Annotated in this window: 19 protein-coding genes and 2 riboswitches; of the genes, 5 read left to right on the top strand and 14 right to left on the bottom strand. The window is 28.9% G+C overall.

What is annotated here, in order from left to right; translation table 11 throughout:
• Window positions 1-343: 343 nt before the first annotated feature.
• On the bottom strand, window positions 344-3,718 hold the full coding sequence (locus Q6H37_RS13445; protein ID WP_318742417.1) for an insulinase family protein: 3,375 nt from the start codon (window positions 3,716-3,718) through the stop codon (window positions 344-346).
• A 449-nt stretch (window positions 3,719-4,167) separates the two neighbouring features.
• Here Q6H37_RS13445 and Q6H37_RS13440 point away from each other — a divergent pair, with 449 nt between their 5' ends.
• Entirely contained in the window at window positions 4,168-4,863 is a 696-nt protein-coding gene (locus Q6H37_RS13440) for a DUF975 family protein (protein WP_318742416.1), read from the top strand.
• A gap of 45 nt (window positions 4,864-4,908) precedes the next feature.
• Here the strand turns inward: Q6H37_RS13440 and Q6H37_RS13435 are convergent, their stop codons facing one another.
• Window positions 4,909-6,186 (bottom strand): efflux RND transporter periplasmic adaptor subunit, encoded by a 1,278-nt coding sequence (locus tag Q6H37_RS13435; protein WP_318742415.1) that lies wholly within the window; start codon window positions 6,184-6,186, stop codon window positions 4,909-4,911.
• Window positions 6,187-6,190: 4 nt separating this feature from the next.
• The gene (locus tag Q6H37_RS13430; protein ID WP_318742414.1) at window positions 6,191-9,319 is read right to left on the bottom strand and encodes an efflux RND transporter permease subunit; all 3,129 of its coding nucleotides are present in this window, start codon (window positions 9,317-9,319) and stop codon (window positions 6,191-6,193) included.
• Between the two features lie 658 nt (window positions 9,320-9,977).
• On the opposite strand from Q6H37_RS13430, the gene Q6H37_RS13425 reads away from it, so the two are divergent.
• Window positions 9,978-10,496 (top strand): hypothetical protein, encoded by a 519-nt coding sequence (locus Q6H37_RS13425; RefSeq protein WP_318742413.1) that lies wholly within the window; start codon window positions 9,978-9,980, stop codon window positions 10,494-10,496.
• Between the two features lie 76 nt (window positions 10,497-10,572).
• Here the strand turns inward: Q6H37_RS13425 and Q6H37_RS13420 are convergent, their stop codons facing one another.
• The 5 genes from Q6H37_RS13420 to Q6H37_RS13400 all read right to left on the bottom strand — a co-directional run bounded on the left by Q6H37_RS13420 (window position 10,573) and on the right by Q6H37_RS13400 (window position 14,896).
• The gene (locus Q6H37_RS13420; RefSeq protein WP_318742412.1) at window positions 10,573-12,108 is read right to left on the bottom strand and encodes a DHA2 family efflux MFS transporter permease subunit; all 1,536 of its coding nucleotides are present in this window, start codon (window positions 12,106-12,108) and stop codon (window positions 10,573-10,575) included.
• A gap of 30 nt (window positions 12,109-12,138) precedes the next feature.
• Entirely contained in the window at window positions 12,139-12,795 is a 657-nt protein-coding gene (locus tag Q6H37_RS13415; RefSeq protein WP_318742411.1) for an HlyD family secretion protein, read from the bottom strand.
• 17 nt (window positions 12,796-12,812) lie between these two features.
• Window positions 12,813-13,793: an HlyD family secretion protein gene (locus tag Q6H37_RS13410; protein WP_318742410.1), complete on the bottom strand. Its 981-nt coding sequence runs from the start codon at window positions 13,791-13,793 to the stop codon at window positions 12,813-12,815.
• A 25-nt stretch (window positions 13,794-13,818) separates the two neighbouring features.
• On the bottom strand, window positions 13,819-14,469 hold the full coding sequence (locus tag Q6H37_RS13405; protein WP_318742409.1) for a TetR/AcrR family transcriptional regulator: 651 nt from the start codon (window positions 14,467-14,469) through the stop codon (window positions 13,819-13,821).
• A 178-nt stretch (window positions 14,470-14,647) separates the two neighbouring features.
• Window positions 14,648-14,896: a hypothetical protein gene (locus tag Q6H37_RS13400; RefSeq protein ID WP_318742408.1), complete on the bottom strand. Its 249-nt coding sequence runs from the start codon at window positions 14,894-14,896 to the stop codon at window positions 14,648-14,650.
• Between the two features lie 300 nt (window positions 14,897-15,196).
• Here Q6H37_RS13400 and Q6H37_RS13395 point away from each other — a divergent pair, with 300 nt between their 5' ends.
• Window positions 15,197-15,637, top strand: a complete 441-nt coding sequence (locus tag Q6H37_RS13395) for an Lrp/AsnC family transcriptional regulator (protein WP_318742407.1) — start codon at window positions 15,197-15,199, stop codon at window positions 15,635-15,637.
• A 12-nt stretch (window positions 15,638-15,649) separates the two neighbouring features.
• A complete protein-coding gene (locus Q6H37_RS13390) occupies window positions 15,650-16,258 on the top strand; it encodes a LysE family translocator (RefSeq protein ID WP_318742406.1) in 609 nt (202 codons plus the stop codon).
• A 96-nt stretch (window positions 16,259-16,354) separates the two neighbouring features.
• Here the strand turns inward: Q6H37_RS13390 and dapB are convergent, their stop codons facing one another.
• The 5 genes from dapB to lysA are packed head-to-tail and all read right to left on the bottom strand — an operon-like array spanning window position 16,355 to window position 21,595.
• On the bottom strand, window positions 16,355-17,107 hold the full coding sequence (gene dapB / locus Q6H37_RS13385) for a 4-hydroxy-tetrahydrodipicolinate reductase (RefSeq protein ID WP_318742405.1): 753 nt from the start codon (window positions 17,105-17,107) through the stop codon (window positions 16,355-16,357).
• 1 nt (window position 17,108) lies between these two features.
• Window positions 17,109-17,999: a 4-hydroxy-tetrahydrodipicolinate synthase gene (dapA, locus tag Q6H37_RS13380; protein ID WP_318742404.1), complete on the bottom strand. Its 891-nt coding sequence runs from the start codon at window positions 17,997-17,999 to the stop codon at window positions 17,109-17,111.
• A 21-nt stretch (window positions 18,000-18,020) separates the two neighbouring features.
• Window positions 18,021-19,013, bottom strand: coding sequence for an aspartate-semialdehyde dehydrogenase (locus Q6H37_RS13375; protein ID WP_318742403.1), 993 nt, complete (start codon window positions 19,011-19,013; stop codon window positions 18,021-18,023).
• A gap of 57 nt (window positions 19,014-19,070) precedes the next feature.
• A complete protein-coding gene (locus Q6H37_RS13370) occupies window positions 19,071-20,276 on the bottom strand; it encodes an aspartate kinase (RefSeq protein WP_318742402.1) in 1,206 nt (401 codons plus the stop codon).
• A 17-nt stretch (window positions 20,277-20,293) separates the two neighbouring features.
• Window positions 20,294-21,595 carry a diaminopimelate decarboxylase gene (gene lysA, locus Q6H37_RS13365; protein WP_318742401.1) on the bottom strand — a complete coding sequence of 434 codons (1,302 nt, stop codon included), beginning with the start codon at window positions 21,593-21,595 and terminating at the stop codon, window positions 20,294-20,296.
• A gap of 137 nt (window positions 21,596-21,732) precedes the next feature.
• Window positions 21,733-21,903, bottom strand: a riboswitch (Lysine riboswitch).
• A 95-nt stretch (window positions 21,904-21,998) separates the two neighbouring features.
• Window positions 21,999-22,159: riboswitch (Lysine riboswitch) on the bottom strand.
• Window positions 22,160-22,663: 504 nt separating this feature from the next.
• Here lysA and trhA point away from each other — a divergent pair.
• Window positions 22,664-23,317: a PAQR family membrane homeostasis protein TrhA gene (trhA, locus tag Q6H37_RS13360; protein WP_318742400.1), complete on the top strand. Its 654-nt coding sequence runs from the start codon at window positions 22,664-22,666 to the stop codon at window positions 23,315-23,317.
• A gap of 55 nt (window positions 23,318-23,372) precedes the next feature.
• Here the strand turns inward: trhA and Q6H37_RS13355 are convergent, their stop codons facing one another.
• Window positions 23,373-24,494, bottom strand: a complete 1,122-nt coding sequence (locus Q6H37_RS13355; protein ID WP_318742399.1) for a glycosyltransferase — start codon at window positions 24,492-24,494, stop codon at window positions 23,373-23,375.
• Window positions 24,495-24,606 lie beyond the last annotated feature (112 nt).

Raw genomic sequence — 24,606 nt, 5'->3', positions numbered from 1 at the left:
GCTATAATTATAATGTATTATAAGCAATTTTTCATATTAGAATTACAATAGTTACTACACAACTTTTTAGGTGGAGGGAACTTTGAATATACGGTGTATAAAAGCTTTTGAGAGAATTTAGGAGCTCTTATGCCTAAAATTTAAGAAATCTCGTAATTTGAATCAGGAGGATTCAAGCCGCAAAAGGCCCAGGACGGAACATTTGAGCGGGTAGAGATTTTTTAAATTTTAAGCATTAGAGCTCCTTAATAAACGGTTGGCTTTTATACACCGTATATTCAATGCGGACTCCACCTAAAAAGTTGTGTCGCAATATGCTTATTATATAAATTATGAGCTTTATTTACTTTTCAATTACAAACTCCATATTTACAGGAGCAATAAGCTTAGCTGGCGTTTTATCTTTTTGAACAGACTGAATATCTTTTATAAATATGGTATACTTTTTACCCTTTTCATAAGAATCAACTGGTGCCACTTTAATAGCCTTATTGTTTTTATCATAAGATACATTCACCTTAATCTGTTGATTTTTATCATTTAATACATATACATTAGCAGTATTTACTGTTACTTCATCTAAATCTTTTGCAAATTTAAATGTCCATGTTTTATTTGAAGATACATTTTCTTTCTTCTCCATATTTATTATATTCCCTTTTTCTTCTTTAGAAGTTAATACATTTTTTATAGTCATAAAATTTTTCTTACTTTCTTCTATCTTTGTTTCTCCACCTACAACACAAAGATAATTTTGCTTTAAAACTGCATCCATAACTGGTGCAAAATTCCTTATATCTTCTGCTGTTGTAGATATAAGCTCTTTTCTCTCCTTTTCTAAATCTGACTGCTTAGTTCCTGTTAAATACAAGTCATCAGCTATAATTCCGTCAGCAGCAGCTCCATAATATTGATTTAATTCACTATATTTATTATCCTCCTGTCCTACTGTACCTATTATATAATTAGTCATTTGTTTCTCATCGGCATTGAAATTCTTCAAAAATTCAGGTGTTTGATTAAAGGTATCTATGGTCTTTTGAAGATTAGGATCTCTATAAGAAAAAAACATAACTTTACCATTATCTACTCCCATATAAGCTCCATAAGCTCCATCTCTCTCCCTTATAATAGGAGACAAATAATCCATATTTAATATGTTTTCAAGGACCTTAAATTTACCATTTTCAGTATAACCTGACTTTTTAAGATCTCCACCTTTATACACATATTGAACAGTTGAAGGAATAATTAGCCCTTCATTTATTGTTGAACTATCAAAACTATATTTATATTTTTGAAGATTTTCATTTTTCAAATCAGATAAAAAAGGTTTTAAATTATCAGCAAAGTTTTTATAATTTTCTTCGTTGCCAGTGAAACTCACTATTAAATCTTTTTTGTTGAATACAAGATCCCTAACTTCCTTCAAATTTTTTATAATTTCATCACTTTTGCTATCAAAGTTTTTATCTAAGTCACATAATAAAGAATAAAACCCATCATCTTTATAAGCATTATATTTACCAGATTCAGACATATACGATAATAGTTTTTCTCTCCCCAATAAATTTCCATTATACGCTAACTGCTGTTCTCTTTGAATTTTTAAATTGCTTATTATTTCTTTTAAACGAGATTTATCATTTAAATTACTGTTGAATATCATCTCATTTAAAATGTCAAAACCATTTTTCAAATTTTCATTTAAAGGCATCAATGTAATTGTCATCTTTGGATAATACAAATTACTATCTTCATGATTCACTACACATCCTGGAGAAAGCGTAATTCCTCCACTATTAATTAAAGTTTGTTCTCTTAAATCATCTTTAGAATAGTTTTTTGTAGCTATATTACCAAGAACATTACTTAGCAAATAGACATATCCAAGTTTGTCTTGAGGTACTGTACTGGTATCAAAATATAATGTAGTAAAATCTATACCATTAGTATATACAGGATGTTCTAAAACCTTAACTCCACTTTCTGTTTTTTCCACTGTTTTATATTCTTTTGTATTCGTACTTATATCTTCTCGAGTAAGAGTCGGAAGAGTGTCTAGTTCTTCTTTAGTAGGTGGTGTATTTTGCCACTTTTTTAGATCCTGAGTACTTTTAACTAATGAATCAAGTTTATCTTTAGAAAGTGATGCTTTATATGCTGCAAGTTTAGACTTTAACTCGGATTCTTTCTTATTTTCAAGACCTGTCACTGGTTTTAAAACTACTAAAGATGAACTTTTATTATCTAATAGATAAGTCTTTATAAGCTCTTTAAAATGTTCAGGTTTAACTTTTTCTTTTATATTTGCAATATCAGAATCTACATTTAAATAAGCAACAGGGTCTCCTCCATGCATCCAGCTCCTCATAATAAGCACATCATAAGCAAGAGCATAATCACCTTTTACCATACGATTATTTAATTCATATACTTTATAAATTGAATTTAATAATTGATCATCAAAACCATTTTGTACTATATTTTTTAAGCTATCATTTACAACCTGCTTAAACTTATCCTTTTGATTTTCATCTACATTTTCTGCAATTATACTAAAAACTGGTTGAATTCCTGAAAAATCAAATTTAACGCTGACATTTTCACCAAAACCATTATCCTTTAATGCTTTTTTTATTGGTGAAGATGGTATTCCACCAAGTAAAGTTTGAAGGAAAGAGAAGGCTTCTACTACATCCTTATTTGTATTTTTATCAATTACATAATTCAAGCTCAAATAGCTTTTATTTTTGGTAGAAGCTCCTTCTGGCAAGGAGTATTCTACAGTTTTTTCTACACTTTCAGTAAAAGGCCTTTGAAGTGTCAATTCAGTGTTTACATCTTTTTTATCAAAATTGTTTAGATACTTTTCTCCTATAAACTTTAATGTTTTATCAATGTCCATTTTTCCATATAAATAGAAATAACTATTTGAAGGGTTATAATTCTCATTATAAGTCTTTAAAAGTTCCTCATAAGTTAGATTAGGCATTTCATCAGGAACACCTCCAGATTCATATTTGTATGAAGTATCTGGAAAAAGTGATTGATTTACAGCTCTACTTAACACCCAATCAGGAGAAGAATAGTTTCCCTTCATTTCATTATATACTACACCATTATATGTTAAATCATCATTAGGAGAGTTCAATTCATACCTTATACCCTCTTGTTCAAAAATTCTTTTATCTTTTAATACATTAGGATAAAAAACAGCATCTAAATATATCCCCATTAAATTTTGAAAATCTTTATCATTTTTACTTGCTACAGGATATAATGTACTATCACCTGTAGTCACAGCATTCAAATATGTAGTTAAGGATTGTTTAGCCATTTCGGATAAAACATCTTTAACAGGATAATTTTTAGAACCATAAAGAACTGAATGTTCTATTACATGATTAACTCCTTTATTATCCTTTGTAGGTGTTCTAAAATTTACGCACATCATTTTATTATCACTATCATTTTGCAAATATATAAGCTGAGCTCCACTTTTAGCATGTTTATAAATACATACATTGGATTTTAAATCTTCAATCCACCTTTTAGAAACTAATTGAAATCCTCCTAAGGAATCATTAATAGTACTGCTTACTTGCACATTAGAACCTTCTGCTTTCACATTGTTTGATAGTTCCATAAGAAAAACCTGTGAAGACAGCATTGTTACTACTGTTAACGCTATTATAGACTTTAACCTTTTATTCATTTTAAATCCCCCTTGTAAAAACTGGAATAGTCTTATTAATTATATATTATACTAGTTTTTTCTAATTTCTAAATACAATACTGTTAAATTATACATATTATGTGTTCAATTGTCGCCATATAACATTAAACAAATTACTCAACTTTCATAGTATAAAATATTGCGAAGCAACTCATTTTCAGAGGACATTGGTTGAGTAAATTAATAATTTATTTTATTTAGAATCAGAAGAAAACTTTTAAAATATATTAATATAAAGATAATTTTAGTATGTACTAAATACTCATAATGTTTCTTAAAATTTCTTATTTAAATATTACACTTGAAGTAAAATTATGCTGCAAAATATTATGGCAAATATCATAAAACATATTGACAATTATTATGTTAAATAGTATTATATAACCTATAAAGTGATAAAAATATTAATAATTTAGGGGGAGTCATCTATGACTGTAGATAATTACATTTTTAAAAATTCTAAAGAATTAAGGGAATTAGCTAGAGAAAAACTAAAAGAAAATTGGCTTAAAGCTATGCTTGTTTGCTTCATATGCTGGTTTGTTGCTGATTCTTTCTCAAATATATCAAATGTTAATGATGGAATTCAGCACATTTCTTTCTTAAATAATCACATTCACTTAAACTTTATGAACAATTCATCAACTGACAATATACTTACTTTTGTAAGTTTCTTATTTAGTGGTGCATTATATGCCGGTTCCTCTTTATTTTTCCTAAAACTAATAAGAAACCAAAATGCTTTAGTTGAAGATTTGTTATATGGTTTTAAAAGCTTTAATCTTTTTGGAAAACTCTTTTTATTAGAACTTATAAAATCTCTATTTATAATTTTATGGACTTTACTTTTAATAGTTCCTGGAATCATTGCATCTCTTAAGTATTCTATGGCTTATTATATAATAATTGATAATCCTGATTTAAGTGTTACAGATGCTATAGATTTAAGTACTAAAATGATGGATGGACATAAAAGCAGATTATTTTGTTTAGTAATGAGTTTCTTTGGATGGTTTTTACTAGGAATATTAACTTTAGGAATAGGGTTTATATGGATTTCACCTTATTATGAAACTTCAAAAGCTAATTTTTATGAAGAATTAAAAGAATCTTATATTGATTAATAAACTTAAAGCACTGCTAAAAAATTCAGCAGTGCTTTAAATATCTTAATCAGCTATTTTAACTTTTTGTCCATCCTTTAAGAAAATTTGACCTTCTGTAATTACATCATCATCAGCTTTAATTGAAGAAGATGTTATTTCTGTGTACTTGCTATTAAATATACCTGTAGTGACTAAATTCTTCTTAACTTTTCCATTTACCACCGTATAAACATAACCTACTCCACTTTCATACTTTATAGTTTCATTAGGTACTGTTATTACATTATTTTTTGTGTCAGAAGGCAGTGCTACTTTTGAAAACATTCCAGGTTTAAAATCACCCTTTGAATTATCAATTTTTACTTTTACTAAATAGGATTGAGTTTTACTATCTGCTTCAGGTGTTATAGTCTCTATAGTCCCTGCTGCAGTTTTCTCAGATGAATCAGCTATTTTTACTGTAACACTTTGTCCTACCTGAATTTTTGATACTAAATTGCTAGGAACGTTTATTTGTGCAAATAATATATTAGGATCTATAACAGTAACTGCTGATGTTCCTGAAGAAGAAATTTCTCCTACATGTACATTTACTGCAGATACTATACCTGTAATAGGGGATGTAACTGTATAATTACTTATCTGTGTCTTTACTGAATCCACTCCTGCTTGAGCTTGCTGTAATTGAGCTTGAGCTACAGACACTGATTCAGGTCCAACTTTTTGCTGTATTAAATTCAAATTATCTTGAGCAGCATTTAAAGCTACTTGTGCACTATTGAATTTAAGTGCAGCATTATCTAAATCCTGCTTAGATACAGCACCAGTTTCATATAACTTTTGCATCTTTTCATAATAACTTTTCGCATCATTATATGTTAATTGTGAACTTTGATATGTTTGATTAGCTTGTACTACTTGCTGTGCCAGAGAAGAGTCCTGTGTTTTTTGTAAATTAGCTTGCTGTTGATTTAAATTAGCCTGCTGTTGATCTAACTGCGCTTTCAATTCTGATGAATCCAACGTAAATAAAATTTGACCTTGTGTAACTTTATCAGAAACTTTAACATTTATAGCAGCAACCTTACCTGCACTTTTAGGTGCAATAGATATTTCTTGGTTTGGAACTAATTTACTGGCATATTCTATTTCTGAAGATATTGATCCAAAAGAAACCTTTACTGTTTTTACATTGGTTGTTTGATTCCTATTTTGTAATGTTTTCTTTTTGCTTAAACTGCTGTAGCTTCTATAACCTAATAATGCCGCTATCACAATTAAAGCAATAGCTATTAACAACTTTTTTCTTTTTACTAATGCATTAGATATATCAAACTTCAAAGTTCTACGCCTCCTCTATCTGTAATATTTGTTTATACTTCCTAGAAATAAAATGTTTCAAATCATCCATTAGTGTATACACTATAGGTAATATAATAGGTGATAACAACGTTGATGTAATCATTCCTCCTATTACTACCCATGCCATTCCCGATTTCATTTCACTACCATCTCCCAAAGCTAATGCTGATGGCAACATTCCCACAATCATTGTAGCAGTAGTCATTATAATTGGTCTTAACCTGGTTGTTCCAGCTTCTATAAGTGCTTCTCTCAAATTAAGTCCCCTACTCATAAGAGTATTGGTATAGTCAATAAGCAGAGTACCATTTTTAGAAGCCAAGCCATCCAGCATAATCAATCCTATCATGGACATCATATTTAGAGTTTTGCCTGTTAATGCTAATATTCCAAAGGCTCCAATCATTGCACATGGAAGAGAAATCATTCTTATAAATGGTGTTAAGAAAGATTCATAAAGTACTACTAATATCATATAAACTAATACAAAAGAAGCAAATAAAACTTCTATAAGAGGAGTAAATGCTTGTGCCATTTGTTTTTGTTCTCCTCCAAATTTTATTGAATATCCTTCTGGCAATGTTAATGCTTTTAATCTTGTATTAATCTCATTATTAATATCGCCTAATGCTCTTCCCTGCATATTAGCTGAAAGAGTAACTACATCCTCTCTGTCTTGTCTTGATTCAGTAACAGGACTATCATTTTGTGTAACAGAAGCTACCTGCCCCAATGATATTAGTTGTCCTGATGAATTTAAAATTTTTATAGAAGCAATATCTGCAGGACTCTTTATTTGTCCATCTGCAAATCCTACATTGATATCATAATCAATATCATTTTGAGTATAAGTTCCTGTAGTTGAACCTTGAACAGCCATTCTTATAACTGATGCTATATCCGATGTAGAAACCCCATATTCAGAAGCAGCAAGCCTATTTATTTTAACTTGTATTTCACTTTGGCTTGTTGTGGTTGAATTACTTACATCTGTAACACCTGGAACAGATTTAAGTATGCTTTCAACCTTATCTGCAATAGTTTTTAAAGTATCCAAATCATCTCCAGCTACATTAATAGACAAACGCGAATTACTTCCACCGCCGCCGCGGCCAGCACCAGGTACCCCGCTTGATTCTGATACAGAAAATCTTACACCTGTCATCCTCATACCAAATGCACGTACCTGACTTGCAATTTGCGTTTGAGTTTTATTACGTTTATTTTTGGGTTTAAGCCTCACAACTATATTTCCAGAAGCAGTATCGCTATTACCTCCAACGGTTGAAGAATAACTCTCTATCCCTGGAATCTTTTGTAGAACCTTTTCTACCTGCTTTACTTTTTCATCTGTTTGCTTCAAAGTAGATCCTGGATTAAGAGATAAGTTAACAGTGAATCTACTCTGATCTGATTGAGGCATAAACTCTGTACTTATAATGCCTAACTTTACTAATGAAATACTTAAAATTACTAATATTGATGTCACTATTAAAACTTTAGCCCTATTATCCAAAGACCAAACAAGAAATTTACTATAAGCTTTAGTAACTTTATTAAAGAAAGTTGAAAATCTAGCAAAAATTCTTGAAATAGGATTGTTTCTAAATTTTCTAAATAATCCTATTTGTAAATTTGAGTCCTTTTTCTTAAGCAAACGTGATGCCAACATAGGGGTAATGGTAAAAGATACAAAAAGAGAAAATAAAGAAGCAACTGCAATAGTTAATCCAAATTCTCTAAAATATTTTCCTACCATACCAGATATAAATGCTACAGGCACAAATATTACTACATCACAAAGAGTAATTGCAATTGCAGCCATACCTATTTCATTACGGCCTTGTATTGCTGCGATTTTAGGATCTTTTTCAAACCCTAAATGTCTTTGAATATTTTCAAGTACAACTATAGAATCATCCACCAGTATACCTATACATAAAGATAATCCCATTAAAGACATCATATTCAAGGTAAAATGTAATTCATACATCATAAAAAAGGTTGATATAAGAGATGTTGGTATGGCTACTAAAACAACTAAAGATGAACGCCAGCTGCGTAAAAATAAAAGAAGCACTATGGCAGTAGTAATTATTCCCTCTACAAGATTGTGTTTAATCTCTGAAAGTGATGAAGTTATAGTTGTAGTGGTATCATCTGCTATGACTAGATTTACACCTTTAGGAAGTTGTTTTTGTATTTTTGCAATTTGCTGTTTTGCATTATTTACAGCTTCAACTACATTTGCATCACTTTGTTTTTGAAGATCAATTCCTATAGTACTTTTAGAATTAATTCTTCTTAATTGAGTTTCATCTGGATAATCTAATTTAATTTCAGCTATGTCCCTCAACCTAATAATTGCTCCATTAGCAGTAGGAACAGTTATATTCTTTATGTCATCTATATTCTCAAATTCTCCAATAACCCTCAATGTTTCATTCATATTTTCTTGTTTAATCTGTCCTGCTGGTATGTTTGCATTATCACTTTTAATTTTACTTAAAAGTGAATTTATATTTACTCCATAATATTCTAATGCATTTTTATCAAGCTTTATAGTTAATTGTTTTGGATTACTTCCTTGCAAGGTCACATTACCTATACCAGGAACCTTTTCCATAGCTTGTTGTACTTTATCTGCTTCACTGCATAGTTGTTCATATGGAACGTTACCATTCAAAGAAAGAGTTAAAACTGATGATGCATTTAAATCTACTTTAGATAATACTGGTTTATCAGCATTAGCAGGAAGTTTTCCCTGTACTTTTTCTACTGCTTTTTCCACATCAAGAAAAGCTGAGTTCATGTTTGTTTCACTGGTAAATTGTATTACAGTTTGTCCAGATCCTTCTCTAGCAGTAGATGATATAGTATCCACTCCGCTTACGCCAGAAACTGCATCTTCAATAGGCTTTACCACATCCTTCTTTATTGCATCAGCATTTGCACCAGTATATGTAGTCCTTATAGTAATTACAGGTACATCCATAGATGGCATTAAATCTGCACCTAAATTTTTATACCCAAATATCCCCAAACCTATAAGGAAAGCTATTACCATTGTAATGGCAGCAGGCCTTCGCACAGATATCTCAGTTATATTCATTTTTTAGCCTCCTTTTTAAAGTATTATGTAAATTCTTTTTTAAATTATTTATTAATGTCCTATCTCCCCCTTAATAAAACCAATATTCATAGTTTAATACTGTAAATTTTTAACTTAATATAAATACTCATAATCTTTTCTAATTATAAAAGCCAATTGTGTCAACTGTGTTACAAATGCATACTTTTACTATTTATAATTTTTTATTTTTAAGGAATAAAAAAATTTTGTTAATTTTCAACTATTGTGATATACTAGAAGAATAAGCGAACTATTACTAATACCATTTAATATTTAAGAATGCTAGGTTTATTTTTGAGTAGAAAAAATTAAAGATTTTAAAATTTTTAACATCATAAAAGGTTAGAACTTTAAAATGTTAGAAATCTTAATATTTTATCTACATTAAATTTTCCATCACCTTTACAAGGTGTTTTTTTATCTTATAAAGCTTTTAGCCCTATATTCTAATTTTATCTTAATATATACAAATATCTTTTAAAGTTGCTATAGGAACTCTTTTGCTTAAGCAGTTAGAGTTCTTATGCCGTGTATAATTCTTTTTATGTTTTAGATTATTCAAGCTAAAACATTTACTTTATTTTGTATCTAAAAAACTTCAATAAAGAAGTTTTCGTAATTTAAGGAGGATTTATTAATGAGAAAAAATTATAAAATAAAAAAAACTATATCAGTAAAACATTTTATCTCAGAATTTGGAGAAAATTTTTCTGAACATATGAAGGAAAGACTATTAGATTTAGAAGTAAGATGTGTTTTAACAAGAAAAGAAGAAGAAAATATACTTGATTTAAAACATGTTGAACATACTAAGTATGATTGTCCTTCAGATAATACTTCAAAAGAATATGTGTATGGAGAATTTTTAGCAATAGATGGTTCTTTATATTTTTCAGAAAAATGTATAGAAGGCGATGAAGTTATGCAGTCTCCAATAACAAATGTTATATATAATTCTTTAAGCAGCACAGATATGATTTTTGATGAAGATAACAATGCAAAAAAAATTGATGATAGCAATATCGACTATGTCATAGATACTATACTAACAGTATGCCCTGAAGTATCTCAAAGATATTTAGATATTCTAGCAGAAATGACTTCACATTCAGAAAGTAAACTATCAAATACAATTTATACTAAAACTTATCATTAAATTGTATTTGTAATATTAATATCAGATTGGACAAAAGTTTTTAATGAAATCCAACCGTACTGATAAAGCAGTATGGTTATGGATTATCATTTAATTTAACACTTTTCTTAAACAAAAATACTAATGGTATAGATGCTAACATGATAAATAAGGTTAGCATAAAAGCATCATCTATTCCATGCAAATAAGCTTCTTTTCCTAAATATGAATAGGCAAGATACAACCCTCCAGTTTGAGGGTTTATTGAATCAAAACCTTTTCCTAATATATACTCTTTAGCTGAATTTAAAAAATTTAAACTTATAGGACTTATACTATTAAACTGCTCAGCTAATCTATAATAATGTAAATTTTGCCTATGCTGAAGGAATATTGTAAGTATAGTTATGCTTAAAGATCCCACTACTTGTTTTACAGTATTTTGAAGAGAAGATCCTCTTCCTACTAATTCCTTAGGCAAGGCATTCATCCCCTCATTTTGAATCAATATAATACACATTCCTACTGAAGCTCCTCTTAAAAATACTAATAAAGTAAAAATACTGTTACTTGTATCCAAGTTTAAGAAATATAACTTGTAAGTTGAAACTGACATTAAAATCATGCCTAAAATGATTAAAGGTAAACCTCCAATTTTACTTGAAATTTTGCTACTTATCATCATAAATAAAGCTGATCCAAATGCATAAGCCATCATCATAATACCAGTTCTCACAGCACTCAAGCCTACTAAGTTCTGTAAGAATAATGGCATTAAAAGTAATAAACCATATATACCAAACATTATAATACTTGTTACCATTAAACTTAAGGTATATTTATATATTTTTAATATTCTTAAATCTAATAAAGGATTATCTGTGGTGAGTTCTTGTACAACAAAGAGTATAAGATTAGCGCTTCCAAATACAATTAGTAATGGATATTTTATTTCTCCCCAATCTATATTAGATCCCTCACCTATAACATAAAGAATACTTACTAATCCTAAAGTTGAAGTTATTACTCCAATATAATCCAACTTTTGTCCTTTCATTCCTTTACTATCTTTTATAATTACTATAGCTAAAAAGGTTCCAATAATTCCAATAGGGACATTGACTGTAAAAATCAAATTCCAAGTTAAATATTCAACTATATATCCACCTAAAGTTGGTCCAATAGCTGGTGCTGCCATTGCTGCTATTCCGTAAATTGCTGTAGCTATTCCAATTTTATCTTTAGGCATTATTTTATATACCATAGACATGCTAACAGGCATGATCATTCCTCCACCTATTGCCTGTACTACTCTTGAAAATATCAAAACATTTATGTTCCATGAAATTCCACACATAAATGATCCAATTGTAAAAACAATTAGGGAGAATACATACACTTTTTTCATTCCAAAAGTATCCTCTAAATATCCAGTGAGAGGTATCACTGCTCCTGATGCTAACATATATCCAGTTAAAACCCATTGAGTTCTATCTAGAGTTGATCCAAAAGAAGACATTATTTTAGTTACGGCTATATTTACAATACTAGTATCAAGAAATGCCATGAAGGTTCCAATAATTACTATTCCTAAGCATAACCATTTGTAAGAAGGAGCTTCTTTTTCTTCCACACTATTCACCTACCTTTATAATTCTTTCTTTTACTTTATGTGTATATTAACTACTACATTAATACCTGGTAAAAGTTTAACATTACTATACTTATCTAATTTAATTTTAACTGGTACCTTTTGTACAACTTTTGTAAAGTTAGCACTGGTTGACGTTGGAAGTAAAGAAAATGTAGCAGTAGATGCTTCACCAATAGAATCTATTTTCCCAGTAAACTTTTTATTTTTATATTTATCTATAGTAATATCAACTTTTTCACCTGACCTCAATTTAGTTAATTTTGTCTCTTCTATATTAGCTGTTACATATATATCATCCTGATTTATTACATAAGCAAGTGTCTGACCTGCTGTACACATTTCTCCTACATTCGCTTGCTTTTTTATAATTATTCCATCTATAGGAGAACGAATAATAGCATTTTCTAAGGTATCACTAGTTTGTCCAGCTATATCCTGTCTTCCAATTATTTGATCTTTATTTACTTTGTCTCCTTCTTCAACACTAAATTCTAAAAGTTTGCCAGATATTTGAGGACTTACTTTTAATAAATCTGCATTAAGCTTAGCATCTTCTGTAGAAACAAAATGAGTACTATTATACCAGTAATATCCTACTATTCCCACTATAGTTACCATCATAAGTATTAATATACTGCTCATTATTATCTTCTTTTTTGATTTCATATGCTTTTTCATCTCCTCTACTCTTTAAGTCCTATTTCTGTAATCATTCCTGGTTTTAATATGTCAGCTCCCTCTTTTAAAGTAACTCTAACTACATTTTTCCCATTAGAACTAAGTATAGGATTTATTACAGATATTTCACCTTTAAATCTTCTATCTGGTATATCATCTGCTTTAACCACTACCTCTTCACCTACTTTAATTTTTTTAAACACATTTTCAGGTACATATCCATCTATATAAAGCTGATTATTGCCTACAATTTTAACTAAGGTAACACCTGTTCCTGCAATTTCTCCTACATGTATATCACATTCACTTACTGTGCCAGTTATTGATGAAGTTATTATTCCATTATTTACTTGACTTGCAGCTGAATTTACTGCAACTTGTGCTTCATTCACCAAAGCCTGGGACGAAGCTATATCCTCTTTTGTAGCACCATTATTAAGCTTATCTAAAGTACCTTTATCTGAAATCAACTTATCTTTAGCAGTATTTAAGCTTGCTTCCATTTGTTCTAAATTTTGTTTTGTTTCATTTCCAGTATCATATAACTTCTTTATTCGATTATAATTATTAAGGGCATTTTCATAAATTTTATTATCATTATCTATAGCTGCTTCTGCTATGGATATATCTTCAGGTCTTGCTTTGCTTTGCATTTTATCCAAAGCAGCCTTAGCTGTATTTACTTTTGCTTCTGCTTGATTTTGTTGATTTTTTAAATCTGTGGTATCTAGATACACAATTGGATCTCCAGCATTAACTTTACTTCCCACTTGTACATTAACTTTCGTAACCTTAGAAGGTGAAATTTTGGAAGACAAATTCACAGAATTATCAGCTTGAATTTTTCCAGCAAAAATAAAGACTTCCCTTGGAACTGCTGCTGTACTAATACTTTCTTTTTCATTTGATTTATAATAACTGCATCCATTCAATAATATTGGAATTATAAATAATATCGGAATTAATTTTTTTGTATAATCCTTCATTTTATCCCTCCTCTTAAAAATATATTTACTCTCTCTTGCAAATACCATGTTTTATTATTTCTATAAAACATATAAGTTCTTTATTCATCATCTCTAATTCTTCTATCACTTCTTCCTCTTTTAATTCACTTTGAATAAAAGAATATTTTTTTAAATATCTCATTGTAAGTGCTTGAAATATAAATGAAAACATATCAAATACCTTATTTAAATCCACATTTTCATTAAAATCTGACTTATCTATGTTATTAAGCATAACTTTTTTCATTCTTTGTATTAAGCTTTGAGTTTTTTCAGTTGCTATAGGTTGCAATTCATTGGGTAAATTACACAAAAGTGCATTTGAAATAATAATTCCTAAATACATTTCACCTTTAAGCCATTCTGTTCTCTCTTCTAATAATTGATTAAACTTCTCAAATGCACTATTATAATATTTTTCACATATTTCTTTTGTCTTTTGAAAATATAATTCAGCACAATAGTCTAAAATGTATAAATATAAATTCTTTTTATTTTCAAAGTAGTGAAATATCATTCCTTTAGATATACCTGCTTCTTTTACAATATTATTAGTAGATGCCTCTTCATAGCCTTTTACAGCAAACTCTTTTAAAGCTGCTTTAATAATTCTATTCTTTTTTTCTTCTGATATTTTTTCAAAATTCTCGTACATTTTATCACTCTCCAAAAATTTTACTTTATTGACCACATGGTCGATAAATATATTATAATACCTGTTGACCACATGGTCAATAGGTGCGTTATAAAAAATTCCCCAAATTATTTTAAAGATAATTTGAGGAATTTTTTACACCAAGGCATATTTCAAAATATATAATATCTTAGTATATCTACTTTTTCCTTTTACATTCATCATTATATTCAACATATATAAATCTAATTGCAAAAAACAAATTAATACATAATGCTGCTATTATTAAATGACTATTGACACTTAGTCTTTCAAAAAAGGATATTATTATAAGATTAAAATAAATAAGAATTGGAAGAAGTTTACGTTTTCTATTGGTTTTAATACATTCTAGTATAATAGGAATCATAACTAAAGCAAGAAGCATTAAATCAAATATAAAATTCATTATTAGACTAACCCCTATAAATTATTTATACACTTCAATTGTATGTGATACCATAAATTTTTATAATATCAGCTACTTAAAATTAACATTATTTTCAAATCCAAATATAAATAACTTTTTTCAATATTAAAATATGCACTTTTATTTTTTAAGTTTACTATTAATATTTATTTTCAAACTTTAATTATTTAAAATTTAAAAACAAATTTCTTAATATTTTAATGTATTTCGAAAAATCATTTACTTAATTTAACGTTATATGTAAAATTACATTAATGTAGTAAAAAAGGAGGTTCATTTATGGATATCATAGATTTGAAAATCATTGATGCTTTGAAGGAAAATAGTAGGTCAACTTCTTCAGAAATAAGCAGAAAAGTAAACCTTTCTATTCCTGCAGTAGCTGAAAGAATAAGAAAGCTGGAGGATGGAAATATAATCGAAAAATACACTATAAAAATCAATAGAGAAAAAATTAATTATAAACTTTTAGCCTTCATTTTCGTAAACATTGACAAAACAGAAAACATAGAAAACTTCAGAAAGTCTATAGTTCAATATAATTCTGTACTGGAATGCCATCATGTTGCTGGTGAATATGATTATGTTTTAAAAGTATTAGTAGAAGATACAAAGTCTCTAGAATATTTTTTATCAAATACCCTGAAGAAAATTAAAGGTGTACTTAAATCCAATACAATAATCGTACTTTCTTCTTTAAAAGAAAATATCAATGTTTAAGAGGTGCTAAAAATGATTTTTAAAGGTTTTAAATTTGGTATGATGTTACAATTTGCCATAGGTCCTGTTTGCATCTTTATATTTCAAATAGCATCATCAAAAGGTTTTTACACTGCAGAAACAGGTGTATTAGGTGCTGTTTTAATTGATGGATTATTCATTTTTGCTGCTACTATTGGTATATCTTCTATAATTGAAAAGCAAAATATAAAATTCATTTTAAAGATATTTGGTACTGTAATTTTATTTATTTTTGGACTCAGCACAATTCTAAACCAGTTTAATATAGACTTTTTACCAATCTTAAGCATCCAAAATACTAGTAATATAAATAATGCATTTTTTCATACGCTTATAATTACTGCTTCAAATCCACTCACTATAATCTTTTGGTCCGGTGTATTTTTATCCAAAATTACAGAAGAAAATACGAAAAAAACAGACATTTACCTATTTGGTTTTGGAGCACTGTTATCCACAATATTTTTTTTAACTTTAATTTCTTTATCAGGAAACTTTGCAAATAGCTTTCTATCTGTGGGTATAATACAAGCTTTAAATATAATTGTTGGTTTTTTATTGATATACTTTAGTATTAAAATGTTTTTAAAAAAGGCATAAAAAATGAGATTGCCGCATTAAGAAATTTATATGCAATATACTGCAATATTCATTCTTAGTACGACATCCTCATTTCTAAAATATATGTGATTTAATTTAGCCTAATAAATCATCCATATTATATAATCCTTTATCTTGATTAACAAGATATTGGGCAGCTTTCACTGCTCCTTGAGCAAATATATTTTTTGACATTGCAGTATGTTTTATTTCTACTATTTCATCCATTCCTGCAAATATAACAGTATGTTCACCTGCTATAGTGCCTCCACGAACTGCATGTATGCCAATTTCATTTTTTTCTCTTTTTCTTATTCCTTCTCTGCCATATATGAACCTTTTTGAGTTATTTAATTCATTATTTATTGCATTAGCTATCATATAGGCAGTTCCACTAGGTGCATCAACCTTCTTATTATGATGTTTTTCTATAATTTCTATATCAAAGCTTTCACTTAAGACAGCTGCTGCTTTTTTTACCAAACTAGTTAACACATTAATTCCAAGTGAAGTATTTCCTGATTGAAATACAGCTATTTTTTCAGAAGCTTTTTTAATACCATCTATATTTTCAGAAGAAAGCCCTGTTGTTGCTATTACTATTGGAGTTTTTGTTTCAATTCCATAATTTAACAAGCCTTCTAAGCCAGCTGGATTAGAAAAATCAATGATGACATCTGCATTTCCTTTATAATCAGATATTTCACTGTAAACCTCATAATTATTTTTACATCTATCTACATTTTTATCTATGCCTGCAGCTATTTCAGCATCTTCCATTGCTTCTATAGTCTTAGTCAAAACTTGTCCCATAGCTCCATTGCATCCACTTATTATTACCTTTAACATCTTATTTCTCCTTTACTTCTATACCGTATTCTTCCATGTTGCCTATTAATACCTTCTTATTTTTATCTTCCATAGTAGTTAAAGGCATTCTCAATTTTCCAACATTCATTCCCATAACATTCATAGCAGTCTTAACAGGAATAGGATTTGTTTCTATAAATAATGCATGTATAACTCCATTCATTTTAAGCTGCAGCTTTCTTGCTTCTTTAACATTGCCATTTAAATATTCCATAACCATGTTGTGAGTATCCTCTGGTAATATGTTAGCAACTACTGAAATTACACCTTTTCCTCCAAGAGATAATATAGGAACTACCATGTCATCATTTCCACTATAGATAGAAAAATCTTCTCCGCACAATCTAGCAATATCAGCTGCCAAAACTATATCACCACTAGCTTCTTTTATAGCTACTATATTTTCAACCTTTGACAGCTCATATACTGTTTCTGCCTTTAAACTCATTCCAGTTCTTCCTGGAACATTATATAAAACAGCTGGAACTTTTATACTACCCACTATAGCTTTAAAATGTTCTATAACACCTTTTTGAGTACTTTTGTTATAGTAAGGAGTTACAAGCAATACTCCATCTACTCCCACTTTTTCTGCATATTTACTTAATTCTATAGAATAAGCTGTGTTATTACTTCCTGTACCTGCTATAACTGGTATTCTCTTATTTACTCTTTTAACTGCAAATTCTATGGTTTCTTTTCTTTCTGCATCTGTCATAGTTGCAGCTTCTCCAGTAGTTCCGCATATAATTATTGCATCTGTTTTGTTTTCTATTTGCCAATCTATTAATTCACCTAATTTTTCATAGTCTATACCACTTTCTGTATATGGAGTAACTATAGCTACTCCTGATCCTTCAAATAAACACATAAATAACCCTCCTAAAATAAATTAAAGATTTTTAACTAATACTTCTGCTATTTGAACTGTATTTGTAGCTGCGCCTTTTCTTATATTATCAGCTACAACCCATAAATTAAGCCCATTTTCTATGCTAAAGTCTCTTCTTATTCTTCCAACATAAACTTCATCAGTTCCTTCAGCATTTATTGGCATTGGATAAACTGTATTTTTAACATCATCCTGTAAAATTATTCCGTCAGCATTTCCTAAAATTTCAAATACCTTATCTAGTTCAAAAGGTTTTTCAAATTCCAAATTTATAGAAACACTGTGTCCATATCTTACTGGAACTCTAACTGTAGTTGCTGTTATCTTTAAATCATAATCATTTAATATCTTTTTAGTTTCTTCTATCATTTTAATTTCTTCTTTTGTGTATCCATTCTCCATAAATACATCTATATGAGGCAGACAATTGTAAGCTATTTGATAAGGATATTTATTAGATGCTTCTCCCTTTATACCATTTTCTAAATCCTTTATTCCACCAACTCCTGATCCAGAAACTGCCTGATAAGTAGAATAAATTATTCTCTTTATTTTAAATGCATCATGCAATACTTTAAGTGGTACTACACATTGGATAGTAGAACAATTAGGATTTGCAATAATCCCTGTATTCCAATTTACATCTTCTGGATTTACTTCTGGTACTACTAAAGGAATATCCTTATCCATTCTCCAAGCACTGCTGTTATCTACTACTGTTACCCCATTTTCTTTTGCTATAGGAGCAAATTTTTTACTAATATCTCCACCAGCAGAAAATAATGCTATATCTATATCTCTTTTAAATGAATCTTCATTTAATTCTTCTACTATATATTCTTTACCTCTAAATTCCATTTTACTTCCAGCCGATTTTTTTGATGCAAAAAGGTATAAATTATCAATAGGGAAATTTCTTTCATCTAATACTTTTAAAAATGTTCTTCCAACCATTCCTGTTGTTCCAACGATAGCAATATTCGCATTTCTCATTTCAATCACCTCATACATATTTTTAGTTAATAGTTAAAAGCTAATAATTATTAACTTCTACAAGTTTAATTTTTGTGCTAAAACTGTTACTGCTTTTTGTTTATCTTTTGAATCTAAAGTATAAGATATACTTATTTCTGAAGTAGTTACTTGCTTAAATTCAATATCATTTTCTGCAAATATAGTGAATATAGAAGCTGCAACTCCAGACTGCTTCATCATACCTATTCCAACTACAGATAATTTTGTAATATCTGATTCCTTAGAAACTTTAATACCTTGTATTTCAGCCCTTAATTCTTTTTCAACCTCATTGATTGTACTTACATCTTCCTTTGATGCAGTAAAGGAAACATTTATATATCCATTAAATGGTGCTGTTTGACTTATCATATCAATATTCACATGATGTTTAGCCAATTTGTCAAATATTATTGATATATTTTTAGAATTATATGGCACATTGTTAACTGTAACCATAAGAACATCATCACTAATTGAAAGGCCTGTTATTACTTTTTCTTCCATTGTTTCATCATACTCCTTTATATAAGTTCCTTTTTGATTTCCATGCGTTGATGCTACATAAATAGGAATTTTATATTTACATCCTATTTCCACTGCTCTTGTTTCCATGACACCAGCTCCTAAGCTTGCCATTTCCATCATTTCTTCATAGCTTATATAATCCAACTTCTTTGCATTAGGCCAAACCCTTGGATCAACACCATATATTCCATCTACATCTGTGTATATTTCGCAGGTACAATTAAGCTTTGCAGCTAATGCTACAGCAGTGGTATCTGAGCCACCTCTTCCTAAAGTTGTTATATCTCCATTTTCATTCATGCCTTGAAATCCAGCAACTACTACTATTTTTCCATCCTTTAAATGATTCTCTACATTTTGAATCTCTATATCAAATATTCTATTTTTAGTATGAACTCCTCCTGTTTTTATTCCAGCTTGGAATCCTGTTAATGACACTGAATCATATCCACTTTCTTGAAATACCATAGATAGTAGTGCAATTGTCACCTGCTCTCCAGTTGATATTAACATATCCATTTCTCTCTTATTAGGATTATCAGAAATTTGTTTTGCCATATCTATAAGCTTATCTGTGGTCTTACCCATAGCAGAAACCACCACTACAATGTCATTACCTTCCTTTTTTCTTTCTATTACTTTCTTTGCAACAGCCTTTATTTTATCTATAGTTCCTACGGATGTTCCGCCATATTTTTGTACTATTGTAGCCAAATTCATTACCCCCTTCATTAAAATAATATATCGTTTCTAATAATATCTTCATAAGTTTCTCTTTTTACTGCTATTTTTGCTTCACCTTCTTTAACAAATACTACTGCTGGCTTAGGTATTCTATTATAATTGCTAGACATGCTGTAATTATAAGCTCCAGTAGTTAGAACTGCCATAATATCTCCTCTTTCAACTTCTGGAAGTTGAATTTCTTTTATTATTATGTCTCCAGATTCACAACACTTTCCTGCAATAGTATATATTTCACTATTTTCGGAATTAACTTTATTTGCAACTACAGCCTCATATTTTGCATCATATAATGCTGTTCTTGGATTATCTGCCATACCTCCATCTATAAAAACATACTGTTTACCACCATAAGTTTTTTTAGTACCACCTACATTATAGAGAGTAGTACCTGCATTAGCAATTATTGATCTACCTGGTTCTATCATAACTTTTTTAATATTTAAACCTGATTTTTGTGATTCTTCTTTAAGTATTGAAAGCATGTTTTTAAGACAACTATTTAAATTAACAGGTTTATCTCCTTCAGAATAATATACTCCAAAACCTCCTCCTAGATTTAACTCTTCAGTACTAAATCCACATTGATTTTTTATTTTTTCTAAGAACTTAATCATATCTGATACTTCTGAGTAAAATGATTTTTCTTCAAAAATTTGAGATCCTATGTGACAATGAAATCCCTTAAAGTTTACACTTTCACTATTTTGAAATCTGTTTATAATTTTACACATATCTTCATCAAATATAGATTCTCCAAATTTTGAATCGTTTTTTGAAGTTTGGATATATTCATGAGTATGAGCTTCTATACCTGGATTTACTCTTAATAAAACATCAACTTTTTTATTTAAGCTTTTACATAAATATTCAATTACTTCTAATTCATTTCTATTATCTACTACTATTCTTCCTATTCCTGCTTCAATAGCCATGCTTAATTCGCCTTCTGTTTTATTATTCCCGTGCATATAAATTCTACTTACAGGAAAATTTGCTTTTAAAGCTGTATAAAGTTCTCCACCAGATACCACATCTAAACTCAATCCTTCTTCACAGATAACTTTGGCAATTGCCAAATTCAAAAATGCTTTAGATGCATATATAACTTCACTTTCAATACCTTCTATTTCAAAATTATTTTTAAATTCTCTGCAAGTGCTTCTAACTAAATCTTCATCTACCACATATAGAGGAGTTCCAAATTCTTTTGCTAGTTCAGTGGTATCGCATTTTCCTATTTCTAAATGTCCTTTACTATTCACATTCATAGTTCCAAATAATTTCATCTTATCTTCCTCTTTTCATTAATTTTAAATATGTAAATTTTTGCTTAATTATCAATATATTAAATTTGTGTAAAATAAAAGCAGCTGTGAGCAAAAGGTACTCTCAACTGCATGTACAATACAAAGCCTTTTGCCCCAATATGATAAGCACTTCTTTAAAAAATCGGGCAATTTCCTAAAGACAGTACTATACTTGTTCAGCATAGTCCCAGTATACAAACATTAAAGCTTGTAAACTTCGGCGGATGACCCTTTCCTGTATTTTAAATATACATTACTTATGACAACCGCAACCTCTGTACCATATTGTATATATTAAATTTAGTGTTTTTTGGTAAATAAAAAACAGTTGTGAGCAAAAGGCACTCACAACTGCTGTGTATCACAACAAACCTTTTGCCCCAATATGACAAGCACTCCTTTAAAAAATCGGGCAATTTTTCAAAGACAGTACTATACTTATTCAGTATAATCCCAATACATAAAACTAAATTTTATGTATTTCGGCGAGTGTTCCTTTCCTGTAGCCAGTACTTATAACAACCGCGGCCTCTATGTCACATTGTTTATATATTCGTTTTTTATTTTCATCTGGTATACTTAGGAGTTTAACAAATTATATTCACTTAGTCAACTACTTTTTTTATATTTTTGTATATTTATACTTTTATTTCATTTTTAATATATGCAAATAACCAGCTATTTACTGGGTTTCCACAGATATCTTTAAAATTAAAAAACAAATATTTTTATATTTCAATCTTTCGCAATATAAAAACCTTATTTACACCTTATAAATCAAACGTAGTTTTAAAAACTACGTGTTATTATATTGGTATTTATAGCATTATTAAGTATTTTTAAGAAATTCATTAAAAAATAATTAATTAGCTTTCATTTTCATACTTATTCTAAATTGAAATTTTATGTATTAGTTATATAATATATATAATGACACATAATAAAGTTATACATTAAATTTAATTAAATGCAGTGAAATTTAATTTAATTGGCATTTATGCATGGATTTAATAGATACTTTCAAGCTTATTATATGGAGGTAATGTTATGAAAAAAATTTTTAGAGAACCTGTTAATGGTTTTACTCACGTATTTGGAGCCGTTGTATCACTGGTAGGGTTGATTTTGCTTATAGTAAAAGTTATATTTTCATCCCCATCCATAAGCGGTCTTAAACTTACAGGGGTTATAATATTTGGATTAAGCTTAATATTTTTATATACAGCAAGTTCTGTTTATCATTTAGTAAATTCTTCAGAAAAAGTAATTAAATTTTTAAGAAGGTTAGATCATTCAATGATATTTATACTTATTGCTGGAACATATACACCTATATGCTTAATCGCTTTAAGTGGTACATTAAGATGGGTTTTATTTATCACTGTATGGTCAATGGCCGTAGCTGGGATACTATTTAAAATGATATGGTTTAATCTCCCTCGCTGGATATCCACTTCATTTTATATAGGTATGGGATGGCTTGCAATCTTTGTTATATCACCTATTTCTAAAGTTCTTTCTATAAGTGGAGTAGCATGGCTGGTACTTGGTGGTATATTCTATACTGTTGGTGGCATTATATATGCTGCTAAATGGCCAAAATTGAACTTAAAGTTATTAGGATTTCATGAAATATTTCACATATTCGTATTACTTGGAAGTTTTAGTCACTATATATGCGTTTTAAAATATGTTATATAAAAAACAAGTGTTGAATTAATTTATCTTAATTCAACACTTATTTTTTTATTAATCTTCATATGATTCCTTGTGATATTATTTGTGTATACATTCTCTCATAAATGCTGCATATGATTTTTGAACCATAAAAAGTTTCTCCAACTATTCTCGCTTTTTTAGATTTATATTCCAAACTACATCTTGTATAATATCTAAAATACTCTTTTAATTCATTTATGCTGCCAACACTAAACTTATTACCAACCGTATTATCTTTGCTTAATATTTCTCTATGACATTTAGTATCTGATAAAATTACTGGAAGCCCACAATTTAGTGCTTGTAAAACAGATACTGATAACTTTTCAGATTTAGATGAAGATATAAAAATATTTGCACACTTTAAAAATTCTCTTAAATTGTCAACCTTGCCTTTTATCACAATACCTTCACTATTATACTTTTTACACTTCTTTAAAAGTGGTTCATATCCAAGTAAAACAAGAGTTGCAAAATTTGAAATATTAGCTCTTTGAAATGCATTAATTATTGTAAGAGGATCTTCAATTTTACTCATTGATGCAATTGAAATAAAAATTCTCTTTGTAGTATCTAATCCCAGCTTTTCTCTACGTCTTGCTATTTCTAATTTATCTACTGGTGAAAAATATATTTCGTCTACTCCATTTGGTATGTTATAGGCATTAACATCATAACTTTCTTTTAATTTTCTTCTTAAGCTATATGAGGATACAATAGGACAATTCATTTTAAATAGATATTTAACATATCTCTTATCTCTAATTTTTCCTATTATTTTACCCAATGCCGTAGTATACCCTTCATATGGAAAATTGCAAATTGTACTGCAATGCTTAAATTTGCTTAAATACTTTACAGCAAGTATATCAGAATCATATCCTATGGTGTGTATAATATCTGGCTGCAGCTCTTCACAAGTCACAGCCAAAATCCTTTTCCCTTTTAACCACAATTTTGTTCTTGATAAACCTAAAGAATAAATATCAATTTTTAGCCTTTCAAAATCTTCATATACACTATCTTCAGGTTCCTTTAATAAAGTAATAATTTTAGGTCTAAATTCTCTTCTATTAATGTTTCTCAATATATTATATAGCTGATTAGTTATTTCAGATGCTCCAAGATTTGAGACTATATACAAAATCATTTTTGACATATTTTATAAGTCTCTCCTTCATTACCTTGCTAAATATACCTTTCCAAATCATATTTACATAACCCTTTTAATTACTTACTTTACTATAAATCATGGTAATTTGATATTATTC

The sequence above is a fragment of the Clostridium sp. JS66 genome (genome assembly GCF_033561535.1).
Classification (GTDB): domain Bacteria; phylum Bacillota; class Clostridia; order Clostridiales; family Clostridiaceae; genus Clostridium_AM; species Clostridium_AM carboxidivorans.
The sequence above is the reverse complement of the archived record's forward strand: the minus strand, read 5'-3'. Positions and strand labels throughout refer to the sequence as shown.

What these genes read in the sequence shown, in the direction of transcription:
- Q6H37_RS13445 (WP_318742417.1), bottom strand. Translation starts at nt 3,718, where the DNA reads ATGAATAAAAGGTTAAAGTCTATAATAGCGTTAACAGTAGTAACAATG.
- Q6H37_RS13440 (WP_318742416.1), top strand. Translation starts at nt 4,168, where the DNA reads ATGACTGTAGATAATTACATTTTTAAAAATTCTAAAGAATTAAGGGAA.
- Q6H37_RS13430 (WP_318742414.1), bottom strand. Translation starts at nt 9,319, where the DNA reads ATGAATATAACTGAGATATCTGTGCGAAGGCCTGCTGCCATTACAATG.
- Q6H37_RS13425 (WP_318742413.1), top strand. Translation starts at nt 9,978, where the DNA reads ATGAGAAAAAATTATAAAATAAAAAAAACTATATCAGTAAAACATTTT.
- Q6H37_RS13415 (WP_318742411.1), bottom strand. Translation starts at nt 12,795, where the DNA reads ATGAAATCAAAAAAGAAGATAATAATGAGCAGTATATTAATACTTATG.
- Q6H37_RS13410 (WP_318742410.1), bottom strand. Translation starts at nt 13,793, where the DNA reads ATGAAGGATTATACAAAAAAATTAATTCCGATATTATTTATAATTCCA.
- Q6H37_RS13405 (WP_318742409.1), bottom strand. Translation starts at nt 14,469, where the DNA reads ATGTACGAGAATTTTGAAAAAATATCAGAAGAAAAAAAGAATAGAATT.
- Q6H37_RS13400 (WP_318742408.1), bottom strand. Translation starts at nt 14,896, where the DNA reads ATGAATTTTATATTTGATTTAATGCTTCTTGCTTTAGTTATGATTCCT.
- Q6H37_RS13395 (WP_318742407.1), top strand. Translation starts at nt 15,197, where the DNA reads ATGGATATCATAGATTTGAAAATCATTGATGCTTTGAAGGAAAATAGT.
- Q6H37_RS13390 (WP_318742406.1), top strand. Translation starts at nt 15,650, where the DNA reads ATGATTTTTAAAGGTTTTAAATTTGGTATGATGTTACAATTTGCCATA.
- dapB (WP_318742405.1), bottom strand. Translation starts at nt 17,107, where the DNA reads ATGTTAAAGGTAATAATAAGTGGATGCAATGGAGCTATGGGACAAGTT.
- dapA (WP_318742404.1), bottom strand. Translation starts at nt 17,999, where the DNA reads ATGTGTTTATTTGAAGGATCAGGAGTAGCTATAGTTACTCCATATACA.
- Q6H37_RS13375 (WP_318742403.1), bottom strand. Translation starts at nt 19,013, where the DNA reads ATGAGAAATGCGAATATTGCTATCGTTGGAACAACAGGAATGGTTGGA.
- lysA (WP_318742401.1), bottom strand. Translation starts at nt 21,595, where the DNA reads ATGAAATTATTTGGAACTATGAATGTGAATAGTAAAGGACATTTAGAA.
- trhA (WP_318742400.1), top strand. Translation starts at nt 22,664, where the DNA reads ATGAAAAAAATTTTTAGAGAACCTGTTAATGGTTTTACTCACGTATTT.
- Q6H37_RS13355 (WP_318742399.1), bottom strand. Translation starts at nt 24,494, where the DNA reads ATGTCAAAAATGATTTTGTATATAGTCTCAAATCTTGGAGCATCTGAA.